Here is a 20,293-nt window from a genome sequence, read left to right on the forward strand (position 1 = left end):
CTGAAATTTTAGGATTTATACCATTTTTTCTTGTGCTAATTTTAAAATGGCCTGCGCTGCGGCATCAATTGATAGCTCCGTTGTGTCTAAATAAATAGCATCCGCTGCTTGAATCAGTGGTGAAGCTTCACGCTCACTATCCATCTTATCGCGCAAAGCAATATCTTCTTGGAGCTTTTCTATTGAAGACGCTATCCCTCGTTTTTCATTGTCAATATAGCGGCGTCTTGCACGTTCTTCTACAGTTGCAGACATAAAAATTTTAAGTTCTGCTTTTTTTAACACATGTGTAGCAATATCACGTCCGTCCATGACAACACCACCATTTGCGGCAAGTTTTTGCTGCTGTGCTACTAACAATTCACGCACTTTGGCATGTGCTGCTACTTGCGAAACAGAAGAGGTTACTTCATTGGAGCGAATTGCATCAGATACGTTTTCGCCATCTAAAAAAACAAGTTGACCTTGAGGAGAAGGCTTTAATTCAATTGAGCTAGCTGCTAACATTTCTGCTAATTTTGCTTCATCATCTAAATGTATGTTTTGTTGCATTGCTTTATACGTAACTGCTCGATACATCGCTCCCGTATCGATATACGTGAATCCTAGTGATTCTGCAACGATTTTCGCGATTGTGCTTTTTCCGGCACCTGCAGGACCGTCAATCGCAATTTGAATGTTTTTGTTCATTATGCTTCCCTACTTTCTTTCACACCATATTGTAACATACTAATAAAAAAAAGCCCTCTACGAGCAAGAGGGCCACTGTGAATTTAATCATCGAATGGATTTATTTCTTTACGGCGATTTAATAGCTGTCTTTCGAAACAAAAACGTACGATATGTTGTTGATCAATATCATCCGTATCTGTTAACTGAATGGTAGCAATTGTCTTGTCATCTTTTTCAAATATTCGAACAACTGTTGCATCTGTAACGACGTAATTTACATCGCCATTGGCAAATGGTAAGACAATCGTTAACTTAATGTCATCGTCATCTTTAAAGGCTACATCACCTTTTAAGATAAGGGCGAGTCCACCTGCACTTATATCCGTTGTTACTAGCTGGTATTTATAGTCTTTAAATTGAACTGCCACATCCACAGGTGTCTCAACACGCACATATTCACGGCGTTGAATTTTGATAAACTCATCCTCTTGAGGACAATGCAACATAATCATCGGTATATTGCCTGCTTTGCGTCCAATTACTTCTGTATTGAAGGCGTAGGATTGTTTATCTTCTGTTCGAAAGGTTGCCCTAAATTCTGAACCATCTATTAAAAAAGCTGTTTTTTTAGTTATTACATTTGTTGGATAATCAATATAAACTATATTGTCTTTTTGTTCAACCACTTTACAGCGGAATTTTTCAATACGTTCTGTATAAGTAGGTTCAAGTTGTAGTAGTGTACCAATTTTTATTTCCATGAGCATCTCCCCGAACAATATATATATACCCCTATTATTGCATGGGATGTAAATTTTGGCTATATGAACTGGGAGCTTTTTCTATTCTTAAGTTAAATATTCTACTTTTAACACATTGTGATTTTCCGCATCAACTACAATTCGGAATGTTTCTTGCGCTTGTTCGTCTCGAACTGCAATAACTTCATAGCAAAGTCGTTGCTCGAATTGTCCGTTATCCGTATAAATATTTCTTACTTCTTCTACACGTACATTGTCATCAAAGAAAGTTTTCCAATCAATCGGAATGGCTTTTTGTGGTTTTATCGCTTCTTCTTGTATATATTCCATTGCATTTGCGCCAAGTAACTCACCATTATCTTTTGCAATTTTTAACTGAACGCCATCTGCATAAATTAATGCATTGTCACCTGGATTAACGCGTGCAAAAGTAACATGCCAAGCTAAATGGTTTTCACGTGACTCGACAAATGCAACATCTTTCATCTCAAGTCTCTTTAAATGTTCTTCCGCTTTTTTAATAATTTCCTCTTGTGACAGCTTGGCCTCATCTACAGGACGTTCAACTAAATAAGATAGTAAATGTCCTCCCTTTTCAGTTAAGTCGACATAGCCTAAGCGAATACCTTGGTGGAACTGTATGTGATAAAACGGATATGGTGCTGTATCGTTGCTTTTTGTTACAGTAAATGTAGCATCTTTAATAATCGGGAATAAATATTTTACTTTTTCTAAAGCTTCTTTTTCCGTAACGACTGAATCTTGTAATGCTTTTAATTCTAATTTTTTTTGCCAATCTGATTCACTCAATGTAAGCGGGAAATCACTTTCGCCATAATCTTTTAATGTCTTCTTAATATTATCAAATGATGTATTAGGATTTTTATTGTCTACTTGACGCATCCAAACATCCATATTTCCATCTTGCTTATAATAATCAACAGTTGCTGTTGTCCATTCATCAGATAAAGCTTGCAAATTCGTAGAAATTTGTGGCATCTTTTCGCGCCAAGCTTCATAATCTCCGGACTTCGCTGTTTTTTTCGCTTCATCACCAAGTCTTCCTAAATAACCTAGCCATTGATTAGAAAGCTCTTGCCCAATTGGAATATTTGAAATAGATGAACGCACTTCAGAGCTAAGTCGCCAAATAGAATCAAGCTCACTGTGTATTGCCTGTTCATCCTTAAATAACAAGGATTGTGAAACTGCTCTTTGTAAGTACGATAATTTTTCTGAGGCATCCGTTAGTTTTTCTGTATACTGCGCATGCACTGTACGTTGTAAACTTTCTTTATCTCCATGTAAATCAATACTGTATGCTCCTAAACCTATAACTGCTATTGTTAAAATAACGAGCATTGTTCTCATCTATTTTCCTCCTTTCTTATGAACAGAAAATATGCTCACCTATTTGTTTTATTTGAGGACGAGACCAAATCCACTTACTTGTCGCTGTTTTAGGGTTAAAGTAATACAATGCATTCTCCGACGGATCCCAGCCATTCATTGCATCGATAACCGCTTCTTTTGCACGCTGGTTCGGCTCTAGCCAAATTTGTCCATCCGCTACTGCTGTAAATGCTAAAGGTTGGAAAATAATACCCGAAATCGTATTAGGAAAATCAGGGCTTTCTAATCTATTTAAAATTACAGCTGCTACGGCTACTTGGCCTTCATATGGTTCTCCCCTAGACTCTCCGTAAACTGCATTGGCGATTAGCTGTAAATCACGTTCCGTATACTTTGGTGGAATTTGTGTATCGGTACCATTACCATTACTACTACCAGTGCTTTCATTATTTGCTGTACCGCCACCACCAGAATTCCCGCCAGTATTACCAGTACTTTTCACCTGCTGATCAAGTGGAACACCACCATAATAGGTAAACTGATTGCCAGCTTTTAATTGCGCTTTCACCCAGTTTTCATCATAATCTGAATATCCTGCTAACGCTTTTTTCGTCTTTGTGCCTGCTATTCCATCTACTGGTATTCCATATTTCTCTTGGAAATTTCGTAATGCCCAGTAAGTGTTGTAGCCAAATTTCCCGTCAATTTTACTTTTATAAAATCCTAAGTATTGTAGTCTAGCCTGTAACTCAATGACGTCATCTCCATAAGCACCACGGGTAATTTGTTGATCGCTAAACGCTGTTGCGTTGTTTTGTGGTATTGAGACTATACTAATCGCAAGTAGGAAAGCAAAAAGTATACTAATTAAACGCACAATCATCACTCCTTTTTTTATAGCTTGAAACAAACAGCACTTTTTATACATTTATAAAATAGAAAAAACGTAGAAATCATTTTTAGATTTCTACGCTTTTATATTTTTTTATGCATATGCAAATGTTGGATAAGATGATAATGCGCAAGCTTTACTTTACGTAAACCAAACCACCATAAAAATAGCATAAACGGTATCATTAAATATACCCAATGTCCTTTAAATGATAATATTGTATTGTATAAAATGTGTAATACTACGGGTGCGCAAATTGCCATCGCAATCATTTCTTTCGTCTTTGCATGTTTCGAAAACTTTGCACGACCATAATAATAGCCCATTACTACTCCAAACAGAGCATGACTCGATACGGGTAATAATGCTCGCATGAATGCTGTATTCAAACCAAAAGAAAATAAATACAATACATTTTCAATCGTAGCAAATCCAAGAGATATACTTGCACCGTACAATATTCCATCATAAGGGTCATCAAATTCTACATGATTGTAGATCGCTATTAACAGAACAAACCATTTAAAAAACTCTTCAATGACACTTGAAAATAGGACATCCTGTAAATAAAGATATTGAAAAACCCCTTCTTCTGTTAATACATACTGTAAAAACAAGATAGGGAATGTTAAAAAAGCACCATACAAAAACGTTTGAAGTAAAGTTTTTCGTGGCTCCGTTGCCATTTGATTGCGCAAATAGAAGTAACTAAAAAGCGCTAGACCTGGAGCAATGGCAGCTGATAAAAGAATGATCATGTTGCCGGCTCCTTTCAACAGTAGACTGATATCATTATACCATGTAATGACAAAAATTTTTTTAAAAGGGGATTTATTTTTTATGAGAAAAACAATTTTATTAATTCATACTGGCGGAACGATTTCCATGGCAATGAGTGAAGAGGGTGCGGTTATGCCAAACAAGGAAAATCCACTAATAAAAGAAAGTAAAAAACTAGATTCACTTGCATCTATTAAGGAAGTGGAGGCATTTAATCTTCCTTCACCACATATTACACCAAAAGAAATGCTTAGTTTACGTAATTTAATTATGGAAAAAACTTCAACTGAACAATTTGATGGTGTAGTTATTACACACGGCACAGATACATTAGAAGAAACAGCCTACTTCTTAGAGTTAACAACCAATTTATCCATTCCCATTGTCTTGACAGGTGCGATGCGTTCCTCCAATGAGTTAGGTGCAGATGGCATCTACAATTTAGTTGAAGCAGTTCGCGTAGCTGTAGATGACGAAGCACGTGACAAAGGAGTGCTCGTTGTGATGAACGACGAAGTCCATCTAGCAGTCAATACTACAAAAACGAGTACTAGTTCTGTCAATACGTTTCAATCGCCACAATACGGTCCAATCGGACTTATTACAAAATCACGCATTTTGTTTCATCATGCCCCAATTCGTCGCCAATATGTAGACATACAGGGCTTAGCGAAGCGAGTAGCCATGCTGAAAGTCTATGCAGGGATGGAAGTAGATTTACTCGACGTTGTCCTTGCCTGTCAATATGACGGTGTTGTACTTGAAGGACTTGGACAAGGAAATGTTCCACCAACAGTAGTAAAGGGCATTGAAAGTCTATTGGAACGCGGTATCCCTGTTGTGCTTGTATCCCGTTGCTTCAATGGCATTGCTGAAGGCGTATATGGTTACATTGGTGGTGGTAAAATGCTAGAAGACTTAGGCGCAATTTTTGCGACAGGCATTAACGGACAAAAAGCACGATTAAAATTGCTAATCGGTTTAAATAAAGAAGGAAATCCATTGGACTTAAAGGAATTTTTCCAGTAAGTCCTATGAATTTCTCGATAACGCCACTAAATCATGAAATAGCGCCATTAAAACATAATTTATAAGTTCGCTTATACATCTACTGTTTGCTCATAATAAGTTAACAGATCACGTAAGCGACCTAGTGCCAACTCAAAATCAGGTTGGATTACTGACAACTGTATAAAATTTCGGTTGCGTAAATATTCACTATCTCCATGGACATATAATCCGTTTAATTTTAAATCGGTCGATAAATTAGTGAGATTCCTTGGACATTGTAATGTCAAAATCATTGGATACGCAGTAGTTGGTAAGCGATAGTCCATAAATGGTAGCTGCAGCAGCGCTTCATAGTGCTGCTGTAGTTGACTATAGCGAGCTGGGTATGCTTGTAAAGCATTTACTACATTGCCAATAAGCACTGCTGGTAACGTAGAGGGAATAACACCTTGTTGATAATTAGCTAAATCCAAGTAAGCAGGTATAGTAGAGGAAGGCTCCACAAGTTGTTGGGAAAATACAAATGACAAGCCACTAAGAGCCCCAATCGCTTTACCACTCACCGCTGTAGCTAAGTAGCATTCAGCTAATGAAAACGGCATTGCCCCAAATGAGCTAATACAATCAACACAAAGCTTTAAATTATAGCGCTTAACCAATTGTAAAATACCTTCTAAATCATTACATGTACCTGTTGAAGTTTCCCCGTGCACCATGAGTAGCCAATGATAGGAACCCGTTTGTAATATTGCCTCCACTGACTTTAAATCAAATGCGCTTCCCCATTCTTGTGTAACGACGTCAAAATCTAATGACCAGCGCTCAGCCTGCTTGTGAAGGCGTTCTCCAAATTCCCCATTCGTTAAAATAAGTCCATGACCAACTTTTTGTGCCTTGAGTTGTCCGAGCATCACCTCATTCGCTAATGTCCCTGTTCCTACTAAAGTAGCGATATGCGTGGCATTTGATAATTCAAAAAGCTTGCTGCGCATACGTTCATATAGTGATTGAAAGGCTTGAGATCGGTGCGACATCTCAGAATACAAAATAGCTCCTTGCTGTTTAACTGGTCCTGGGTAAAATGTAAAACTTTCTTGTGCCAGTTTTTGTTGTAAGGAATGTTCAAATTGTTGCCTTGTTAATACCATTGGTAAAAACATAGCTTCAGCTGTACCTACTGCTGGTGCGAATTGGGTAAAGCCCATTTGCTTATACAATTTTTCCTCACGCGTAGTACCTGAAATTACAGCTGCTGAGTAGCCTTTTTCATAAGCAAAAGCATTCAACGCCTGTGTCAATCTTAATAATACGCGTCCTGTACGATATTGCTTTTTCACTGCAAGTAAGCGAATTTCACAAAGCTTTGTACAAATTTCCTTTGGTAAATACTGCTCCACTTCACCAATTTTTTCATCTATTGAAAACGGTCGTTGATCTCGAAAGGCTAACATTCCAATAAGCTCAGTTCCTTTATAAACAACTAAATACGTATTTTCTTGATGGAAACGATCTACTTTTCTTTTCATCGTATTTGGTTCATGCTGTGGAATTTCTTCAACAAAGGTTTCATAATTCAACTGCGCGATCGCATCAAATTCCTTTTCTGTCTGTGCGACTTTACACCAATACATAAAATCACTTCCTTCTTCTTAAAGACTCCTTAATATTGGATGTATGCTTAATTAACATACAAATAATTGCAACTAGCATCGGTATGTATAGCAGTAATTGACCTGTTAGTACGATTGCTCCAATGTAAAACACGAAGCCACCCAACATGCCAAGTGTAAGGCTTCTTGTTACACTAAACACAATTGCTGTGCCGACAATCATCAAGGAAAATACAGTCGGTGATAAAGCAAGCCCAACACCGATAAATGTTGCCACGCCCTTGCCACCTTTAAATTTCAGCCAAATGGGATACATATGTCCGATTATAACAAGACAGCCTCCTACAATAATTGCCCACTGTTCCATATGCCAAATACTTCCTAATAACACAACGAGAACACCTTTCAATGAATCCCCAAAAAATGTCCACATAAATGCAGCCTTCCCTATTACACTCCCTGCATTTCGTGCACCTAGGTTTTTACTGCGTTCCTCCTGCAAATTGACGCCATATACTTTTCCAACGAAAAAAGCAGTCAAAAAGTTTCCAATAAAATAGCTAATTATCCAATATAACCAAGTCATTTTCCCCCACCTTTATAGCCTCTATTCTAAAAGAAGCTGTATAAGCAGTCACGCCTATACAGCTTCTTATATTTAACTTCTGTCTGCAATTGTTTGTGCGATACAATCACCATGGAAGCGTCCATTTTCAATAAAAATTTCATTGGCATTATTGCCTGCTGCGATGACCCCAGCAATAAATAACCCTGCTACATTTGTTTCCATTGTGTCAGGTTGACAAAATGGTCGACCTGTTTCCTCGTCAATCGTAACACCCATCGCTCGAATAAATGAATGATCTGGGTGATAGCCTGTCATAGCAAAAACAAAGTCATTTTTTAATACTTCTTCACGACCGTCAATATTTACTACAACTTCATGCTCACGAATTTCTACTACATTTGTATTAAAGTGCATTGTAACTTCCCCGCCACGTACAACCCCGTCAAATTCAGGTAGAACCCACGGCTTTACGCTTGGAGAATATTCACTGCCACGATACACAACTGTGACACGAGCTCCAGCCTTGTTTAATTCTAATGCTGCATCTACAGCTGAATTTTTTCCACCGATTACAAGGACATCTGTATCAAAAAATTCATGTCCTTCTTTAAAGTAATGGTGAACTTTTGGTAATTCCTCACCAGGAATATCCATATAGTTAGGATTGTCGTAGTAACCTGTTGCTACGACAACATATGGCGTTTCATATACATCCTTATCCGTCGTTACCGTAAAAATCTCTCCATTTTTCACAACGCTTCCGACTTTTTCAAAACGGTTAACTTGAATATTTTTTAAGCGCACTACCTCACGATAATAAACAAGTGCTTGATTTCGCTTTGGCTTACGTCCCTCAATAATGAATGGTACGTCACCAATGGCTAAACGTTCACTCGTACTAAAGAAAGTTTGATGTGTTGGATAATTGTAAATGGCATTTACGATATTTCCTTTTTCAATGACAATCGGTCGCAAACCAATTTTTTGTAAAGATATTGCTGCCGCTAAACCACAAGGGCCTCCTCCAACAATTATTGCATCAACTTGTTGCATTGTTTGACACTCCTATCAAATAGGCATCAGTGTAGTTAACACAGATGCTTCGCTTTCATGCAGATTACAATCCCTCTATTGGGCATCTACATTTTTAAAAATAACTCTCGTCTCCATTATACGCCTTCTACGCATTATTGGTTGTTTATTTACCCGAAATTTCAATGTCAATTATATGGCATTCAGGTTTCGCTCCTAAACGGAATGGCAATAGCGTTGTGCCATAGCCGTTACTCACAAGTGTCATCACACCGTCACGTTCCCGATAAGAACCAAGCGGATGAACACCATACGGTCCAACTCTTATTTGACCACCGTGCAAATGTCCACCGATCATTAAGTCAGCTTTAAATTTCGCACGCACTCTGGCAAAGACACCAGGATTATGTGAAATAAAAACAACTAAATCATTTTCGCCAACTTTTTCAAAAGCGGCATCAAAACTATATTTCTTCGTAGAAGTATCTTCAATCGCACTTAACCATAAGCGATTCTTGTTAGGTAATAAAACCGCATCATTGGCAATAATTTCGACACCGTGTTGTTGTAGAATGTCTCGAAATCGCTCCTCACCTACTTCTCTATCATTATTCCCCCAGACAAAATAAGTAGGTCCTAACGGTGTCAATAAATCGAGATTGTCATTGATACGTTGAATAGGTGTGCGCCCATCTGCAAAGTCTCCACCGATTATTACCGCATCAAATGTGCCTTTTAATCGTTCAATCATTGGACGATTAATTTTTCTTAAATGCGTATCTGAAATAAAAAATAGTCGAATCTTTTCTTGTTCACCTTTAAGTGATAATTGATGATGCAACACATTATTTTCATGCGCGACCTTCCACATATAGAGTAGGAAGGCGATAACTATTAAAAGAAATAGTCCAATATATATCATTCCCTCACTTCTCCTTATGACAGCAAAAAGGCGATTCATTATGCTGTAGAATCGCCTCTTTGCTAATCAGACGTTTGCCTCAACCATTCATTGGTGTTGACGATTGTCCTTTATTTTATACTAGAAAAACATCATTGCCAAAGAATGACACCATTTTTCTTACGGTAGTTTAATGACTTGACCAACAAATACAGTGTCATTAGGCATACCGTTCGCAGCTCGAATTTTCGCTAACGTTGCTTCACTACCATCACCGTAGTAATTTAATGCAATACGATATAGGTTTTCATTTGCTTTAACTGTATGTGTTTTTGCTTTTGCAGCATTTTGCTTTTCCTGTTCTGCTTTACGTGCTTGCTCAGCTTTTTTAGCTTCTTCTGCTTTTTTTGCTACCTCAGCCTGTTGCTGTGCCACTTTAGCTTCCTCGGCTTTTTTCGCCTCTTCAGCCTTTTTCGCTTCTTCAGCAGCCTTTTGTTGTGCAGCTAACTTTTCAGCGTCTTTTTGTGCCTGTTCTTTGGCTTGGTCGTTTGCTTTATCATCTTTGTCTTTATCAGATGATGTAGATGCTTCCGCTTTACTACCAGTCTTATCAATTTCTACAACAGAATCCATCGTATCCTTTTCGGCTTCCTCAATCGTTTTACCAGGATCATAGAATTGCACGAAATAAATTAATATAGTTAATGGAATTAAAATAAATGTAACAAAAAGTATCGTCATTAACGGTGATTTTCGTTTTGTATTTTTCGGCTTTTTGTTATTGCTTCCATTTTTATTCATTCTTGAAACTCTCGATAGATTTTGCTGTTCTTGTTGTTCTTCTTCAAATGACTGACGATGTTCTTCGATTTTATCACGATAGTCTTCTTTACTCATTCGACTTTCCTCCAACCTTGCTACGCATTCTTCTATCATTCTATTATGACGAATTTTGCGAAAAAAGTAAATGACCGTCAATTATAGTCTAATCGCTTAATAAAAGCTGTTTTAATCGACTTTCCCAAGCAACCATTTCTACTTTTTTCTGTTCCTTAACGCGTACTATATTGATTTCATCATAATGGATTCCACAATTTTCACAACAGTTTTCAGGTTTTTTCTGCAATTTTTGCCCAAAATACCCGACAAGCTGCTCACGAATACAGCCTTTTGTCTGAGTAATTTTTAACATTTCATCAACTGCCTGGTATTTTTCAAGTGCAAAATAATTAAGTCGCGCTTTCACTTCCTGAACAGATTCCTGATGGTACCAGTAATCTAGCACACGAAAGGCTGTTTCACTCAACTCACCATTTTTCAACATTTGCGATGGCTCGATATGTTGTATTACAAGCTCTTGATAACGGTCGACATGACTTGCTGACGGCAAATCGCCTGTTACAACAAATTTCGCAAGCTCCTCGTCACCATCACTATAAAGTAAAATGGCTAGAGCTGGTTTTCCATCACGACCTGCGCGTCCTATTTCTTGCATATAATTAGCGACATTGGCTGGCATTGTTTCATGGATCACCTGTCGAATATTTGCCTTATTGATACCCATGCCAAAAGCATTGGTCGCCACAATCCAATCTAGCTCTCCATCAATAAATTGCTGCTGAATAAATTGACGATCCTCTGCACTATAACCTGCATGATATGCGGCAGCCCGAATACCTGCTTGCATGAATGTTTCACAATATTGCTCTGCACGTTTACGTGATGACATATACAAAATACCTGGTCCAGCTGTTTTTTTGACATGCTCTAAAATCCATCTTGCCTTATCAGCCCTATCCTCAAATCCAACACGCCCAAGATGAATATTAGGACGATCCACATTATACATAAATTCAAACGGGGCGTTCAGCGAAAGTGTAGTATGAATATCCTTTACTACTTTTTGGGTTGCAGTCGCTGACAAAGCTAACACTGGTGGGCGATTGTTTCGCGAAAACCAGTCACCAATTCGCAAATAATCGGGACGAAAATCAAATCCCCACTGCGATATACAATGCGCTTCATCAACTACAATGAGACTTAATGACATTTTCGCTAGTTTTTCCTGCACCTGTTGTTGCAAAAGCATTTCTGGTGACGTAAAAATAAAGCGATACTGTTCTAAAAAATGGAGTGCATATCGTTTTTCATCTGCTGCTAAAAATGAATTTAATGCTACTACTCTTTTTTCGCCAAAACGTTTAAGTTGCTCTACCTGGTCCTGCATTAGAGACAATAAAGGTGACACGATTAACACCGGCTTTTGCAATAGATATGCTGGCAATTGATAACACAGTGATTTACCCATGCCAGTTGGCAATAACGCAATTACATCTTTTCCATCAAGAATTGCTTCAATTACTTCCTTTTGACCTGGTCGAAATGTTGTATAGCCAAAGTGCTTAGCTAATGTTTGCTCTAATTCCATTTATACTTCCCCTTTCGCGAGGACAAGTCTCAGCTGGAAATAACTCATATCTTTTACTACTTCGTGCAATGCCTTTAATTTTTTCGTTTGGTATTGCTTGGAAGCCTGCCAAACTTTTTCCGCTTCTTTATATGAGACGAATGGGCCAATAGAAAAGTTCGGTTCATTCATCGCTAACTCAACTAAATGATCCTCAATCGTACTTTGTTTCAATTTTCTTATTTGCACAATTTGGTCAATTGAATATCCTTGTTCATATAAAATGGCCGTTTGTTGTGCAGAATCAGTCAACAATGCTTTAACGCGAAGTTCCTCAGCCATTTGGCCAAGTAACGGGTAATTATTTGTTGCATGCACTTCATTCATTAATGTATGTAGTAATTCGATAAATGCTAATTGACTATCAAGCACAGTTTCTTTACGTTCATTAGAAAGCTGCTGCCATGTCCAACCAGGTAAACTATGGCCACTTAATCGGTAAAGAACGAGTTGTTTATTACTATCTGATACAGGTAAAGTAGTTAATACACGAAGGCACTCTTCCAGTAGTTGTTTTTGCAATTTTCCTGATTGATACTGATAGTCCTGCAAAAAATTACGTACCCATGATTGAACTTGGGCATCCTTACTAATAGGTGAAAATGAACGAATCCCCTCTTTTTGATAAGACAGACTTTGCACAACTAAAGAAAGACGAGCAAAAAATACATGTTCATTTCCTCGATAATGCCAGCCGTCAAATAAAAAAGTAGATGTTTGCTCTGCGCGCTGTAAACCTAGCTTTTTCATGGAATAATGACCAGATTCCTGCATACTTAACCAACTATATTGCAAAAAAGTTGCTACAGCCTCGTCAAATGTCGCGCGCGGTAACTTGGGAAGTAATCCAAAATAGTTATGTAGCTGAAACAGTCCAACATCTTGGATTGTCTGACCTGAGCGCTTTCCTCTAAGGATATGATAAGCTGCAGAAACTGTACGTTCATTATTAAGTTTTTGAAAGATTTGCAATAAAATTTGATAAAACATTGAAGCAAATTCCTCCAATTTAATAGTATTAGGTTGAAATGTAAGTTAAACATCTTTAAAATGAGTATGAAGCTTTGTAGGACCATCGTAAAAGGAGAGAAAGAAATGGCTAAATACACAATTGTTGATAAAGATACATGCATCGCTTGTGGCGCATGCGGAGCCGCAGCACCCGATATTTATGATTATGATGATGAAGGAATTGCCTTCGTTATTTTAGATGATAACATGGGAACTGCTGAAGTTCCAGAAGATCTACTAGAAGACATGCAAGACGCTTTTGAAGGTTGCCCAACAGATTCTATCAAAGTGGCTGATGAACCTTTTGATGGCGACTCTTTAAAATTCGAATAGTAAAACACCATTACTAAAAAAAGGCATCCTTCATTGGATGCCTTTTTGTATGAGTTTTATTTATATTTTGATATTAAGATATAGAGTGAGTATAGGTAATTTCAAATGAAGTTGTAAGCTCTTTTCATCTTGTTATTGCAACCATAATTTATGTATGATAAGATTTTAGTAGTTGGTACTAATAACAGATATTATTTCGTAAAGGGGTTCTTATAAATGATGGGCAATTTATTACAATTAAAAGATAAAAACATTGTCGTAATGGGTGTTGCAAACGATCGCAGTATTGCTTGGGGTATTGCAAAACGTTTATTTGACGTAGGCGCTAATGTTATTTTCACGTATCGCCAAGAACGTTCATTAAAAAAATTACAAAAGCAACTTGAAAACTACGGGCAAGCAGATGCATTTGTCGTACAATGTGACGTTAACAGTGATGAAAGCACAAAAGCAGCCTTCGATACAATCGGTGCAAAAGTAGGCGTTATCCACGGTATTGTTCACTCTGTAGCATTTGCCAATGCAGAAGACTTACACAATCGCTTTTTAGAAACAACACGCGATGGCTATGCATTCGCACAAGATACAAGTGCGTATTCGCTTATTTCAACTGCAAAAGCAGCACACCCGTATATGACAGAAGGTGGCTCTATTGTAACGATGAGTTATTTAGGCGCTGAACGCGTACTTGATGGCTATAACGTAATGGGTGTTGCCAAAGCTGCATTAGAAGCGTCAATGCGCTACTTAGCTGCTGATATTGGTCAAGACAATATCCGTGTAAATGCAATTTCTGCTGGTGCTATTCGTACACTTGCGGCAAAAGGTGTTCCTTCATTCAATACAATTTTACACAAAATCGAAGAAACAGCACCGTTAAAACGCAATGTTCAACAAGATGAAGTAGCTGATATGACAATTGTCATGCTATCTCACCTATCACGTGGGGTAACTGGCGAAACAATCTACATCGACGCTGGCTACAATATTATGGGTTAATAAAAGAAAAAAAGTGTTAGATTGACTTCAATCAATCTAACACTTTTTTTCTGCGCCTTTGATACACACTACGGCAAGTGCTTTCCGCGGGCACATCGTAAGCCGCAAGCCTAGCTATGGCGCTGTTGTTGCGTCTTACGTTTTGTGCTGTTCCCGCAGGAGTCACTCACCTCCGCTACCATCAACTAGTATTCTCTTACTAATTTTATTTACTGCAAAAGAGAACAGCTATGGTTTCATTCATTTTACATAGCGGAAAAATACCATCATTCTTACACTTTTTTGTTGCACCGTTGATGTCCGCTACGGCGCGTGCTTTCCGCGGGCACATCGTAAGCCGCAACCGTCGCTTGCGCGCCGCCTGGTGCGGCTTACGTTTTGTGCTGTTCCTGCAGGAGTCACTCACCTCAGCTACCATCAACTAGTATTCTCTTCTAATTTTATTTACTGCTACAGATAGAAATTATATGCCGTTTTTCCGCATTTCCTCTAGAATCATTTCCACTTTGTTTTCAATATTTGTGACAGTAAGTCGATTAAATTGTATTTCATCGACTATTTTTCCGTCACGCATAAACAGTATACGATCCGTCCTTGCTGCAATCTTTGGATCATGCGTTACAAGCAGTACCGCTGTCCCTTCTGCATTAATTTCAGTAATGATGTCCATTATTTCCTGTGCTGATTTTGAATTAAGCGCACCAGTCGGCTCATCACCAAAAATAATTTTAGGATTGCTTATCAGTGCGCGGCAAATTCCTGCACGTTGTAGCTGTCCTCCTGAAACTTGTGTAATATGACGTTTTTCAAGATCGCTAATACCTACCTTTTTCATAAGCGCTCTTGCTTTTTTTGTAATCTTATCAACGCTTTTTCTGTTATCACGCATGGAAGGAAGTATAATATTATCTATAATATTTAAGTTTTTAAGTAAAGTCGGCTGCTGAAAAACAAATCCCATTTTTGTTCTCCGTAAATCGGCAAGCTCCTGTTCACTAAGTATTGACAAATCCATACCTTCAAAAAACACCTTTCCCGTGTCAATGCTATCCATTCCACTTACTGCATACATAAGTGTAGATTTCCCTGAGCCAGATGGACCCATAATAGCAACGAATTCTCCCTCATTTATTTCAACAGACACACCATTCAGAACATTGTGCTTTTTCTCTCCTTCACCGAACGATTTTACAATATTGTCTCCGATAATCATTTTCTTCATAAACTACTCCTTTATATTTTCGGATATTTTTATTTTCCCAGCCCCTGAAGTACTAATAATTGTTGCAATTAGTACCGAGCATGCCATCAATAGCGGACAAAGTAAGTACGCCGCTAACGGATTGACCGAAAATGTAAACGACGAAGCACCAAAAGAAGAGATAACCGCGCCTGCCAGTAATCCCCCAAGCGTGTTAGCAAAAAGTGTACCAACAACAATTCCAATCAGTAGAACGAATAATGAACGGGCAGCATACTGTGTCGTAATATCTGAATTTGTAAAACCTAACGCTTTCATTACAGCAATAGAGTATCTATCCTTTGCGACAAGCATTTTCATAAACAATAACGTAACTAATACAGTAATAAAGAGCGCAACGGCAATTGCGGCACGAGAAGCCTTTCCAACTGCATCAATTGTTGAGCCGAAAGTTTGTAAGACGTAATCATTAATGTCTGAAACTTTTGCATAGGTAAAGAGATTCGTATACGCTGTCATTCTACTATCCAGCACAGCTTTATCGGTAAATTCCACGCTAATAACACTCCACATCATGTCTGTAGAATTGTCATTAAAAATAGCCTTTGCAGTTTTTCCACCGTTTGTAATATCGGAATAAATGCCGCTTATCGTGAAATTTTGCTCCTTTCCTGCAATGATTAGAGTTATAATATCGCCTATTTTTTTACCAAGCTCATCAGCGTTTAACTCTGAAAGTGAGATTTCAAGTTGTGAAGTGGGTGCCCTCCCAGTTGAATATTCTATTGGGAAGATTGAATGATCACCAAGTTCGATTTTGATATTTCGCTCTGTTCCATCTTCCATTTTTACGTTAAATGTTTTTGTCGAAAGAACAGTATGCTTTGAAACGGTACTGTCGTTGTTTATGGCATATAAAATTTGTTCCGTTTTTTGAGAAATATTATCAGTCTGCTGAATGTCAATACGCATATCGTAGTTTCCAATACCCATATACTTGATGAAATGATTTGAGGAAATCGTGTTGTAAAGGTTTAGTGGAACAATCATGATAAATGCCGAAATTACAAGCACTGTTAGCATTGTGGCGTAAAGTCTTTTTCTTGATAGTACATCTTTGATGCCAAGAAATATATTTGTGTTCAATAGACGGTTGCTGTTTAAGCAAAACCTCTTTGTAGCACCGTTTTTTTCTTGCGAAGTGCCATAGCGTATTGCTTCAGCAGCGGAAATTTTCCGAAAGCGTTTCAACACCCCATTTACATAAGCAATAATTGCAAAAAATACAATTACTATACCAATTATTCCGAAAAGCGATGCAAGAGATGAATTGTTGCTTTCCCCCATATAAAGCTTAATATTTTCAAGAAGCATATTTTTGAACAAGAATGCACATGCATAACCGATTACACTACCCGCCAACGCAATTGCTGCGTATTTTGCAAGATATATCTTCTTTATGTCTGAGACTGGTAATCCGATTGCCTTCATAACACCAATTTCACGGTAGTCTACTTCAATTTTCGCAAGGAGGGTGAAACGAATGCACATAAATGCAATGGCAACAACTAGTACACTTATAAGAAGTATGATTGCTATCATCATCCCGTCTGAAAGAGCATTAATCGTTTTAAACAGTGGATATGTTATTGTCGGTCCATTCGCTTCAAGTCCTGCGGTAGCATAGGCGGTTTCAAATGCGCCGAGCGACGATAAATACTTTAATCTGAACTCAATTAAATATTCCGTACGGCCAAAGCCTTTTATGTCTGCGTAATCATTTTTACTAATAAGAAATCTCTTCGAAGAGGAGAGCATGGAATTCATCTGTGAATCTCTTAAAAATCCCGCAACAGTAAATGGTTTCCCACTTATCGCTGCCTTGTCCCCGACCTTTACGTTGTTTTCCTTCATATAACGCAATGGAACATAAAGCTCACCATCAGATGCGTTGATAATATTACCATCGAGATCCAACAGGTAATCGAATTTCTCACTTTGAATGCTAAAACCATTATCCTGAACATTATTTGCAAAAGAACTATTGCCTAAAATAATTTGCGAACCGTCAATATTAAGAAACTCAAGCACTTGAAAATCTTGGACGTTACTATTCTGTTCAGCAAAGCCTCTAAGTCGCACTGTATTAATATCACCTACATGCATTTGCATAAAATGAGGGGTTTTCGCCTGCTTCATAAGTGTATCTAACGCCCCCGAAAGATTGACAACAAGTATTGCTGATAGCGCAACAAGCATAGCCGCGACCGCAACAAATATCATTGTTGTTAGCGAAATTAGTTTGCTATTTGAAATGTCATTACGGATTATTCTGTAATACATACGTCACCTCTGTTTGAGCTTTTTAACAGATTGAAAAACATACCCCACCAACTAGCCTTCCTGACCTAAGAAAAAGGAATTTCCTGAAATATAGCCAAATTAATCAGCATTTTTCTCAACTCCGATAGCCCCTTTTCCACTTTCAAACATTCTCATCATGTGCGTAAGACTTCCACTTTCAACGCCTAACAGTCGTTCGACGTTAAAAATTAATGCTTGTATTCGACCGACGAACGCTGCATTCGTCAAATTGACCATTGCGTCATCAAAAACAGTATTGGTATATGCCACAATCATTTCCATACATTCATATGGATATGGCGTATTAAATAGTCCTTGCTCAATACCTTCACGAATAATCCCAGTTAATACTGGTGGAACCTCGTTAACTATAACTTTTTGGATTTTCTGATGCATAAGCGCATTCTGCGGCTTATGCATATGCTCTATTACTTCTTTGCCATTACCGTCACTTATATTCAATGCCATGACAACGCCGATAATACGCTCATAGACGGATATATTCTTATCTGCTGCAATCTTCTTGGCAGATTCTAAAATTTGCATCGTATAGCGTTCAATCAACGCGTCCATAATATCCTCTTTCGACTTAAAGTGATAATAAAGCGTACCCCGTGCAATACCTACTTTTTCTAAAATTTCATTTGTACTTGTGCTATCAAAACCTTTTTGACCGAAAAGTTCATCAGCTACATCCAATATTTCGTTTCGACGTTCTTCCGCTTCTTTTCGCATTTCTTCCCCCTTACTGACCGACTGTCTGTCTATACTATTTTATGGTACAACTTTCCATTTTGTCAATAATATATACTAAATATTGTTTTCAAGAGGATAAAAAATCACCTCACCTCTACGAACAGTTAGAGATGAGGTGATTGTTCAATTTTCCGTCATGTGAAAAATAAAATGAGTTCTATCAACTTAGTACTTACTTTACTAAGCTAGTATCTAACCGTTGTTTAGCAATGACGCCCTTTAATACAAATGTTAGCACACAAGCAATGACTAAAAATACTGTAATCATTGCAATTACACCAATCCAGCCGAAGTGCATCCAAAACACACCCCCTGCGGTTCCACCCACACTCGAGCCAAAATAATAGAAAAATAAATACAGCGATGATGCTTGTGCCTTATCATGAGTGGCACGTTTGCTTACCCAGCCACTGGCAATTGAATGGGCTGCAAAGAAGCCAAATGTAAAAACCGTAATACCTACAATTTTTAATAAAAGAAGACTTTGTAATGTAATAATGGCTCCTGCAAGCATAATAGCAATTGCTAACAATAACATTTTTTGACGCCCAAATCGATCGGACAAACTGCCAAACCATGCCGAGCTAAATGTCCCTACTAAATAAATAACAAATATCCACCCGACAATTGTGGAACTTAAATTATATGGTGGTGCCATTAATTTAAAACCAATATAGTTGTAGAGCGTCACAAAGCTTCCCATTAACACAAAGCTGATGCCAAATAAACAAAGCATAGATGGGTCCTTTAAATGCTGAATAAGTGATTTTGTTAGCGCCTTTATTTGTAACGGCCGTGCCGTAAAATGCTTGGAATTCGGTAGCATCCATATAAATAACACACTAATCATCAAACTAATTACACCAAGCACAATCATGCCAACTTGCCAGTTATACAAGTCTGTCAACGTACCTATAATGACACGACCGCTTAGCCCCCCTACAGAATTGCCACTTATATAAAGCCCCATCGCAACACCTAAACTAGTCGGGGCAATTTCCTCACCTAAATAAGCCATAGCAATAGCTGGTAGCCCAGCAAACACAACACCTTGAATAACACGCAAAACTAATATAGTTTCAAAGTTTGGTGAAAAAGCTAGGGCTAGCGTTAAAGCCGATGCTGCAAATATAGATATTGTCATTAACGACTTTCTTCCCCAAGCTTCAGAAAACGAGCCGACAATTATCATACTAATCGATAGTGCCAATGTAGTTACCGATAATGACAAACTCGCAACTGCTGGCGAAACATGAAACTCTTCTGCAAATGTCGGTAACAATGGCTGCGATACATATAAGTTCGCGAAGGTAATAAACCCTGCTAAAAATAATGCCCAATTTGCTCTGTTAAATGCTTTTGTTCCCTTCTCTATATAGTCCATCTTTATCTCCTTTCAGTGACGAGTTCTAGCTATCTATTATTCTAATACAACAATCTGTAAAAAACACTGGAAGGTTGTCAAAACTTAGACAAACTATATGAACTTTTCTTTTTGTTCCCACTATTTTTATTTGACAATTTCATAGAAAGTATAATTCTGTGTCACTAATTCTTCAAATAATACCCATGCCATAGAAAA

General features: G+C 37.9%; 19 protein-coding genes. 3 read left to right on the plus strand and 16 right to left on the minus strand.

Translation table 11 applies throughout. The annotated features are described in order from the left end of the window. Positions 1 to 15: 15 nt before the first annotated feature. The 5 genes from cmk to prsW form a co-directional block, all read right to left on the minus strand. Positions 16 to 690, minus strand: coding sequence for a (d)CMP kinase (cmk, locus tag ACIQXJ_RS11070; protein WP_403053309.1), 675 nt, complete (start codon positions 688 to 690; stop codon positions 16 to 18). A gap of 83 nt (positions 691 to 773) precedes the next feature. Beyond that, positions 774 to 1,433, minus strand: coding sequence for a flagellar brake protein (locus ACIQXJ_RS11075; protein WP_403053312.1), 660 nt, complete (start codon positions 1,431 to 1,433; stop codon positions 774 to 776). Positions 1,434 to 1,520: 87 nt separating this feature from the next. Then, positions 1,521 to 2,804, minus strand: coding sequence for a PepSY1/2 domain-containing protein (locus ACIQXJ_RS11080; RefSeq protein WP_403053315.1), 1,284 nt, complete (start codon positions 2,802 to 2,804; stop codon positions 1,521 to 1,523). Positions 2,805 to 2,820: 16 nt separating this feature from the next. Next, entirely contained in the window at positions 2,821 to 3,663 is an 843-nt protein-coding gene (gene sleB, locus ACIQXJ_RS11085) for a spore cortex-lytic enzyme (RefSeq protein ID WP_403053318.1), read from the minus strand. A gap of 98 nt (positions 3,664 to 3,761) precedes the next feature. Continuing rightward, entirely contained in the window at positions 3,762 to 4,436 is a 675-nt protein-coding gene (gene prsW / locus ACIQXJ_RS11090; protein WP_173478441.1) for a glutamic-type intramembrane protease PrsW, read from the minus strand. An 82-nt stretch (positions 4,437 to 4,518) separates the two neighbouring features. Between prsW and ACIQXJ_RS11095 the strand changes: the two genes are divergently transcribed. Next, positions 4,519 to 5,487 carry an asparaginase gene (locus tag ACIQXJ_RS11095; RefSeq protein ID WP_403053321.1) on the plus strand — a complete coding sequence of 323 codons (969 nt, stop codon included), beginning with the start codon at positions 4,519 to 4,521 and terminating at the stop codon, positions 5,485 to 5,487. A 71-nt stretch (positions 5,488 to 5,558) separates the two neighbouring features. Here the strand turns inward: ACIQXJ_RS11095 and ACIQXJ_RS11100 are convergent, their stop codons facing one another. The 7 genes from ACIQXJ_RS11100 to ACIQXJ_RS11130 all read right to left on the minus strand — a co-directional run bounded on the left by ACIQXJ_RS11100 (position 5,559) and on the right by ACIQXJ_RS11130 (position 13,037). Further along, a complete protein-coding gene (locus ACIQXJ_RS11100) occupies positions 5,559 to 7,100 on the minus strand; it encodes an aminotransferase class V-fold PLP-dependent enzyme (RefSeq protein WP_403053323.1) in 1,542 nt (513 codons plus the stop codon). A gap of 4 nt (positions 7,101 to 7,104) precedes the next feature. After that, a complete protein-coding gene (locus tag ACIQXJ_RS11105; protein ID WP_403053326.1) occupies positions 7,105 to 7,665 on the minus strand; it encodes a glycerol-3-phosphate acyltransferase in 561 nt (186 codons plus the stop codon). Between the two features lie 72 nt (positions 7,666 to 7,737). Beyond that, positions 7,738 to 8,700, minus strand: a complete 963-nt coding sequence (locus ACIQXJ_RS11110) for a YpdA family putative bacillithiol disulfide reductase (protein ID WP_403053329.1) — start codon at positions 8,698 to 8,700, stop codon at positions 7,738 to 7,740. Positions 8,701 to 8,845: 145 nt separating this feature from the next. Continuing rightward, positions 8,846 to 9,601, minus strand: a complete 756-nt coding sequence (locus tag ACIQXJ_RS11115; RefSeq protein WP_403053332.1) for a metallophosphoesterase — start codon at positions 9,599 to 9,601, stop codon at positions 8,846 to 8,848. Between the two features lie 159 nt (positions 9,602 to 9,760). Then, positions 9,761 to 10,477, minus strand: coding sequence for a LysM peptidoglycan-binding domain-containing protein (locus tag ACIQXJ_RS11120; RefSeq protein WP_403053335.1), 717 nt, complete (start codon positions 10,475 to 10,477; stop codon positions 9,761 to 9,763). Positions 10,478 to 10,565: 88 nt separating this feature from the next. Next, positions 10,566 to 12,008, minus strand: a complete 1,443-nt coding sequence (locus ACIQXJ_RS11125; protein ID WP_403053338.1) for a RecQ family ATP-dependent DNA helicase — start codon at positions 12,006 to 12,008, stop codon at positions 10,566 to 10,568. Then, positions 12,009 to 13,037: a YpbB family protein gene (locus ACIQXJ_RS11130; protein WP_403053341.1), complete on the minus strand. Its 1,029-nt coding sequence runs from the start codon at positions 13,035 to 13,037 to the stop codon at positions 12,009 to 12,011. It lies immediately after the preceding gene. A 105-nt stretch (positions 13,038 to 13,142) separates the two neighbouring features. On the opposite strand from ACIQXJ_RS11130, the gene ACIQXJ_RS11135 reads away from it, so the two are divergent. Further along, the gene (locus ACIQXJ_RS11135) at positions 13,143 to 13,391 is read left to right on the plus strand and encodes a ferredoxin (RefSeq protein ID WP_024362357.1); all 249 of its coding nucleotides are present in this window, start codon (positions 13,143 to 13,145) and stop codon (positions 13,389 to 13,391) included. A gap of 216 nt (positions 13,392 to 13,607) precedes the next feature. Further along, positions 13,608 to 14,390 (plus strand): enoyl-ACP reductase FabI, encoded by a 783-nt coding sequence (locus tag ACIQXJ_RS11140; RefSeq protein WP_403053344.1) that lies wholly within the window; start codon positions 13,608 to 13,610, stop codon positions 14,388 to 14,390. A gap of 463 nt (positions 14,391 to 14,853) precedes the next feature. On the opposite strand, the gene ACIQXJ_RS11145 is transcribed toward ACIQXJ_RS11140, so the two are convergent. From ACIQXJ_RS11145 to ACIQXJ_RS11160, 4 genes are all read right to left on the minus strand, one after another. After that, positions 14,854 to 15,612, minus strand: a complete 759-nt coding sequence (locus ACIQXJ_RS11145; protein WP_403053347.1) for an ABC transporter ATP-binding protein — start codon at positions 15,610 to 15,612, stop codon at positions 14,854 to 14,856. A gap of 3 nt (positions 15,613 to 15,615) precedes the next feature. Then, positions 15,616 to 17,934 (minus strand): ABC transporter permease, encoded by a 2,319-nt coding sequence (locus ACIQXJ_RS11150; protein WP_403053350.1) that lies wholly within the window; start codon positions 17,932 to 17,934, stop codon positions 15,616 to 15,618. 99 nt (positions 17,935 to 18,033) lie between these two features. Then, entirely contained in the window at positions 18,034 to 18,690 is a 657-nt protein-coding gene (locus ACIQXJ_RS11155) for a TetR/AcrR family transcriptional regulator (protein WP_403053353.1), read from the minus strand. 193 nt (positions 18,691 to 18,883) lie between these two features. After that, positions 18,884 to 20,095, minus strand: a complete 1,212-nt coding sequence (locus tag ACIQXJ_RS11160) for an MFS transporter (RefSeq protein WP_403053356.1) — start codon at positions 20,093 to 20,095, stop codon at positions 18,884 to 18,886. Between the last annotated feature and the right edge of the window lie 198 nt (positions 20,096 to 20,293).

This window comes from Lysinibacillus sp. NPDC097868 (assembly GCF_044761135.1).
Lineage (GTDB): Bacteria > Bacillota > Bacilli > Bacillales_A > Planococcaceae > Lysinibacillus.

Excerpts from the sequence above, each read along its gene's own strand:
- ACIQXJ_RS11155 (WP_403053353.1), bottom strand. The coding sequence starts at position 18,690 with ATGCGAAAAGAAGCGGAAGAACGTCGAAACGAAATATTGGATGTAGCT.
- cmk (WP_403053309.1), bottom strand. The coding sequence starts at position 690 with ATGAACAAAAACATTCAAATTGCGATTGACGGTCCTGCAGGTGCCGGA.
- ACIQXJ_RS11120 (WP_403053335.1), bottom strand. The coding sequence starts at position 10,477 with ATGAGTAAAGAAGACTATCGTGATAAAATCGAAGAACATCGTCAGTCA.
- ACIQXJ_RS11135 (WP_024362357.1), top strand. The coding sequence starts at position 13,143 with ATGGCTAAATACACAATTGTTGATAAAGATACATGCATCGCTTGTGGC.
- ACIQXJ_RS11100 (WP_403053323.1), bottom strand. The coding sequence starts at position 7,100 with ATGTATTGGTGTAAAGTCGCACAGACAGAAAAGGAATTTGATGCGATC.
- ACIQXJ_RS11110 (WP_403053329.1), bottom strand. The coding sequence starts at position 8,700 with ATGCAACAAGTTGATGCAATAATTGTTGGAGGAGGCCCTTGTGGTTTA.
- ACIQXJ_RS11075 (WP_403053312.1), bottom strand. The coding sequence starts at position 1,433 with ATGGAAATAAAAATTGGTACACTACTACAACTTGAACCTACTTATACA.
- prsW (WP_173478441.1), bottom strand. The coding sequence starts at position 4,436 with ATGATCATTCTTTTATCAGCTGCCATTGCTCCAGGTCTAGCGCTTTTT.
- ACIQXJ_RS11080 (WP_403053315.1), bottom strand. The coding sequence starts at position 2,804 with ATGAGAACAATGCTCGTTATTTTAACAATAGCAGTTATAGGTTTAGGA.
- ACIQXJ_RS11160 (WP_403053356.1), bottom strand. The coding sequence starts at position 20,095 with ATGGACTATATAGAGAAGGGAACAAAAGCATTTAACAGAGCAAATTGG.
- ACIQXJ_RS11150 (WP_403053350.1), bottom strand. The coding sequence starts at position 17,934 with ATGTATTACAGAATAATCCGTAATGACATTTCAAATAGCAAACTAATT.
- ACIQXJ_RS11130 (WP_403053341.1), bottom strand. The coding sequence starts at position 13,037 with ATGTTTTATCAAATTTTATTGCAAATCTTTCAAAAACTTAATAATGAA.
- ACIQXJ_RS11115 (WP_403053332.1), bottom strand. The coding sequence starts at position 9,601 with ATGATATATATTGGACTATTTCTTTTAATAGTTATCGCCTTCCTACTC.
- ACIQXJ_RS11145 (WP_403053347.1), bottom strand. The coding sequence starts at position 15,612 with ATGAAGAAAATGATTATCGGAGACAATATTGTAAAATCGTTCGGTGAA.
- ACIQXJ_RS11125 (WP_403053338.1), bottom strand. The coding sequence starts at position 12,008 with ATGGAATTAGAGCAAACATTAGCTAAGCACTTTGGCTATACAACATTT.
- ACIQXJ_RS11095 (WP_403053321.1), top strand. The coding sequence starts at position 4,519 with ATGAGAAAAACAATTTTATTAATTCATACTGGCGGAACGATTTCCATG.
- ACIQXJ_RS11105 (WP_403053326.1), bottom strand. The coding sequence starts at position 7,665 with ATGACTTGGTTATATTGGATAATTAGCTATTTTATTGGAAACTTTTTG.
- ACIQXJ_RS11140 (WP_403053344.1), top strand. The coding sequence starts at position 13,608 with ATGATGGGCAATTTATTACAATTAAAAGATAAAAACATTGTCGTAATG.